Origin of the sequence: Thermoflexus sp. (assembly GCF_025055495.1) — a bacterium.
Lineage (GTDB): Bacteria > Chloroflexota > Anaerolineae > Thermoflexales > Thermoflexaceae > Thermoflexus.
Genome location: NZ_JANWXB010000085.1, coordinates 1 through 4,519, shown reverse-complemented (window position 1 = coordinate 4,519; position 4,519 = coordinate 1). Strand labels below are relative to the sequence as shown.

General features: G+C 64.9%; 5 protein-coding genes. 1 reads left to right on the top strand and 4 read right to left on the bottom strand.

What is annotated here, in order from left to right; all coding sequences use genetic code 11:
* Positions 1-5: 5 nt before the first annotated feature.
* The 4 genes from NZM16_RS03025 to NZM16_RS03010 form a co-directional block, all read right to left on the bottom strand.
* Positions 6-881, bottom strand: coding sequence for a hypothetical protein (locus NZM16_RS03025; protein WP_295478462.1), 876 nt, complete (start codon positions 879-881; stop codon positions 6-8).
* Positions 878-1,240, bottom strand: a complete 363-nt coding sequence (locus tag NZM16_RS03020; RefSeq protein ID WP_295448181.1) for a hypothetical protein — start codon at positions 1,238-1,240, stop codon at positions 878-880. Before NZM16_RS03020 ends, NZM16_RS03025 begins: the two co-directional genes overlap by 4 nt.
* A 120-nt stretch (positions 1,241-1,360) precedes the next feature.
* A complete protein-coding gene (locus tag NZM16_RS03015; RefSeq protein ID WP_295448184.1) occupies positions 1,361-2,056 on the bottom strand; it encodes an HAD family hydrolase in 696 nt (231 codons plus the stop codon).
* Positions 2,053-2,397: a hypothetical protein gene (locus tag NZM16_RS03010; protein ID WP_295448187.1), complete on the bottom strand. Its 345-nt coding sequence runs from the start codon at positions 2,395-2,397 to the stop codon at positions 2,053-2,055. The genes NZM16_RS03015 and NZM16_RS03010 overlap by 4 nt, the downstream gene beginning before the upstream one ends.
* Positions 2,398-2,979: 582 nt before the next feature.
* Between NZM16_RS03010 and NZM16_RS03005 the strand changes: the two genes are divergently transcribed.
* Complete coding sequence (locus NZM16_RS03005) at positions 2,980-4,266, top strand: ABC transporter substrate-binding protein (protein ID WP_295478459.1); 1,287 nt, start codon at positions 2,980-2,982, stop codon at positions 4,264-4,266.
* Positions 4,267-4,519: the final 253 nt, after the last annotated feature.

Here is a 4,519-nt window from a genome sequence, read left to right as displayed (position 1 = left end):
AGATCTCAACGCGGCAAGCGCACCCACACCTCCCATCCGGTCCAGCCGGTTTGGCCCTCCGGACGCTCGCACGGACGGGCGACCACCTCCTCCAGTGTGAGCTCCAGCCCTTCGATTCCGAAGCGATAAATCCGCTGAGGCTCCATCTGAGCATCCGCATACCCCTCTCCCATTCCCGGCTTCAATCCCGTCAGCAACGTTTCCGTCCCTCGGGGCCCGCTCACCCACACGCGCACGCCGGAGCGCTCTTTTCCATCCGGGCCGAGGACATGGATCCGTAGAAGCGGCGAAGCCTCGCACAATGGCTGCCGTTCCACCACCTGCGGAACTGACGGCGTGGGTGTAGAGGTCGGGGCCTCGATCCCGGCCAGGACGGGCGTGGGGGAAGGCTCATGGGTCGGGATCGGGGTGGGCGATGGCGGAGGCGTCAGGGTCACGGTCGGAGAAGGCGTCGGAGTGGGGGAAGCCGTCGGGGTGGGAATCAGCGTCGGCGAAGGCGGCAAGCGGGTGGGGACCGGCGTGGCCAGGATCACCACCAGCGCGGGGGAGCGGGCACCCAGCTGCTGGGCCACGTGGGCCAAGTCCTGAACGATCCCGGAAGGCCAGTTCTCTAGAAGCCCCCGCTCGGCAAGGGCGGCCACCCGATCCGGGAGATCGGGCAGGGCCAGTGCCTCCAGCCGCCGCTGCAACGCCCCAGGATCCCGCTCGACGGCATCCGCCTGAGCAGCCAGGACGATCCAGAGCTCCTGGTAAGGGCCGGCCAGCTCGGCGGGGGAGGACCATCCGGGCGGCGGCGGGAAAATCTCCCAAGCCAGGTAAAGCCCGCCCACGAGGCCCGGAAGCAGGCCGGCCAAGAAGGCGATCCCCAGACGACCTCTCACGGGGGACCTCCCGACGATCCGGATGCGGGGAAAGAACGCAGAGCGCGCAACAGATCCGCCACCGCCAAGCGGGCTTCCGGAGAAAAGGACGCTGGCGATCGATCGGGCAGCCGCCTCAGAACCTCGATGGGATCCCCCAGCAGGGCCAGGCGGGCCCGGGCGAGGGCGAGATCCCGATCCCGGGCGTAGGCCAGCGCGACCATCCGGACGTATTCGGCCTGCCAGTCCGGGTGGAGATCCGCGGGTGCCACATCGATATAACGCACCGGCCAGATGTAACGCCCGAAGAAGAACCCCATCCCCACGCCGATCGCCAGTCCCAATCCGATCATCCCGATCACTGCCCTCGGCCTACGCATCCCCATGCCCCCCTGTGCCGAAGACAACTCCCCCCGCCTCTCGAATCCTGGCCTTTCATGGACGTAGGAAATTTTCGGAGCAGGGCCGCTCAAGGCAACCCTAGCCCGGAATCCCTGCGCTCAGTTCAGATCCTCCAGCCATCGAAGGGCCTGGCGGAGATCCCCTTGGTTCTTTCGGAACATCCCATTCCCACCCTCACAGACCCAGAACGTTTGCATCCCCACCTGCTGGGCCGGCTCGATGTCCTGCTTCCGATCATTGCCGATCATCCCGCATGCTTCCGGGGGGACCTGCAGATGGTCCGCCACCTCCCGGTAATATTCGGGCCATGGCTTTGTAAAGCGCATGTTCTCCATCGTGGTGATCCAGTCAAAGGGGATATCCTCCAGGCCCGCCCACTCCAGGCGCTGGCGGATTGCGATCTCCGGGAAGACCGGGTTCGTCGCGATGGCGATGCGCAGGCCCCACGCCCGCGCACGCTCCACCAGCAGCCGGGCTTCGACCCGAGGCTCGGTGAGGGCGCGCAGGGAGGGAAAGATCTCCGCATAAAAGCGATCGAAGAGCGGCATCCAGAAATCCATGGGCCGCTTCGTCTCCTGCTCGAACGCCTCCACAAAACGCTCCCACACCGTGCGTCGGGGATCCGGCCGGCGGATCGCCTCTCGCACTGCACTTAGGAGGGCGGAGAGGAACGGTTCCGGTGGATGATGAGGCGCCACGAACCCCCGAAGCCGATCGAAATAGACCGGCATGAAGCGATCCATATCATTGCCCAGCAAGGTGCCGTCCAGGTCGAAAAGGACTGCGCGGATCATCGGGCGTCATCCTCTTGGTCGGAGGGAGGCAACCGATGGAGATGACATTCTCCGCAGCCGATCTCTGGGCGCGGGACTTCCACCAAGCGGAGGGTGCAAACCGCATAGACGCGCACCTGTTCCCGCAGGCCCCACCACGTCTTCACGACCCGAGCCTCCAGGGCCAGATGGGGGCAGGCGTTCGCGCGAACGATCCCGGGGATCGGACACGTAGCGCAAAGATAGGGCTTCCAGACTCCTCCGCCGGGGGTTCGCTCGATCAACCGACAGGCCTGCGTCTGCCGCCCCCGATAGTAATCCTCGTAGTAAAACGGGCACTCTGCCCCATACGGTGTGCGCACGATTTCGCCTCCGTTTAAACCGATTATAAATGCAACGCAATTTGCCATCTAATGCTTCGATTTAGGGGGTTTTCGGGGGCGGGGGGGCTTTGGCCCCCCATCCCCGGAAGATGTTTTCTCCCCCCTCCCCGGCCCAAAGGGCCGTGGGGAGGAGGGAGAAGGAGTGCGCCCTTGACATTTTTAATCATCGCTGCTATAAAAAATATAAACGGGATAAACAAACGTTCGCTTAATCAAAAGCGGACAATCCCACCGCCTATCGCGCGGGGAGAGGAGGCTGAGCGTCTCGGGTGTCCAGCCCCTGCGAGGGTGTTGGAGAAATTCGGGCTGGTGCTTTGTCCGTTTTGATTTGGGGGTTTTCGGGGGTGGTGCGGGAGGCCAAAGGCCCCCCGCCACCGCCCCCGAAAGATTTTTTCTCCTGAGAGTCGGTTGGACGAGTTGCCTTGCCCCGCCCTCAAAGCCCTCAAGGAAGCGAACGGCGCAACTTCTTCATCGGAATCTCCTTAGGATCAAGGCCGCCTGGAGTGGGGGAACATTCCCGCTGGGCCCACCAGCGGGTGATCCTCGGGAGAGGAGGGTCCCATGAACCGTTATGGATGGCTGGCGACCGCCCTGATTGCTATCCTGCTGATCGCGTGTGCGGCTCCGACGCCGACGCCAACCCCGCCGCCCCCCGCCACCCCAACGCCAGCGCCCGCTGCTCCTCCGACGCCGACGCCAACCCCGAAGGTCGGTGTCACCTACAAGATCGGCTTCATCGCGTCGATCACCGGCCCCGGGGCCAGTCTGGGCATCCCCGAGCGCAACACCGCTCAGCTGGTCCAGGCGCAGCTCAACGCCCAGGGCGGGATCGTTGGGCCGGATGGGGTGCGCCATGAAGTGCAGATCCTTATCTTCGATGACGAAAGCAAAACCGATACCGCCGCCAGCGTGGCCCGGCGCCTGATCGAACAGGAAGGTGTAGTGGTGCTGGTGGCCGGCACCCTCAGCGGCCCCAGCCTGGCCATGGTGCCGATCGCCACGGAAGCCCAGACCCCGATGATCTCCATGGCCTCCGCCCGCTCGATCATCGAGGACCCCGAGACCAAGAAGATGCGGGAGTGGATCTTCAAGCCGGTCCCCGAGAACCTCCATTCCGCCCAGATGCAGGCCGATTACCTGAAGGCCGTCGGGGTGACCAAGGTCTGCCACCTCTATGAGAACACCGCCTACGGTAAGGACACCTTCGCCAGCGCCCAGGCGATCTTCCCTGGGGCAGGCATTGAGATCGTCTACGGCGATGCCTTCGAGCGGACCGCCACGGAGTTCCCCCAGGTGGAACGGGTGAAGGCCAGCGGATGCCAGGCGGTGGTCATCGGCTCCATCCCGCCGGCCTCGGCGCTGGTCAACGTCGCCGTCCGGGACGCCCTGCCGGAGATCCGGATCGTCCATGGCCACGGCTCGTGCAGCCCGGACCTGGTCAAGAACGCCGGTCCAGCGGCAGAGGGCACGGTGATGCCCTGTGGCAAGATCCTGGTGGCGGAGCAGCTGCCGGACGCCGACCCCGTCAAGAAGCTGAACCTCGACTTCATTAAGGCCTATCAGGAATTCACGAAGGGGGAGCCCATCAGCACCTTCGCTGGCCACGCCTACGACGCGCTCCAGTGGGCCCTGGCCGCCCTGAAGACCCTGCCCGACGGCCTGCCGCTGGCCGAACAGCGGGCGAGGGTCCGGGAGGCCCTCGAGAAGGAGATCAAGAACTTCCCGGGCACCCATGGCCTCTTCAACCTCAGCCCCACCGATCACCTCGGGTTCGACTACAGGGACTTCGTGCTGGTCACGGTGAAGGACGGGAAGTTCCAGATCCTCCCTAAGGATCAGTGGAAGTGAGGGCCAGTGGAGCATCCCGTCCCTCTGGGAGGGGGTGAGGGGAATCTTCCCCCGCCCCCTCTCCTCTCTCAGACCGCCAGGGAGCGTGGAGAGGACAGGCGATGCCAGGGCCTGAGGTTGGCATCTGAGCGACCTGCGTTCTCGCTGTCGCTGATCGGATGGCGCAGGGGGCTTTCGCGGGCGGGCGCGGTCTCCGCAGACTGTTATGCCTGTCCACAGGATAAAGGGGAAGAAAAAATCTTTCGGGGGCGGT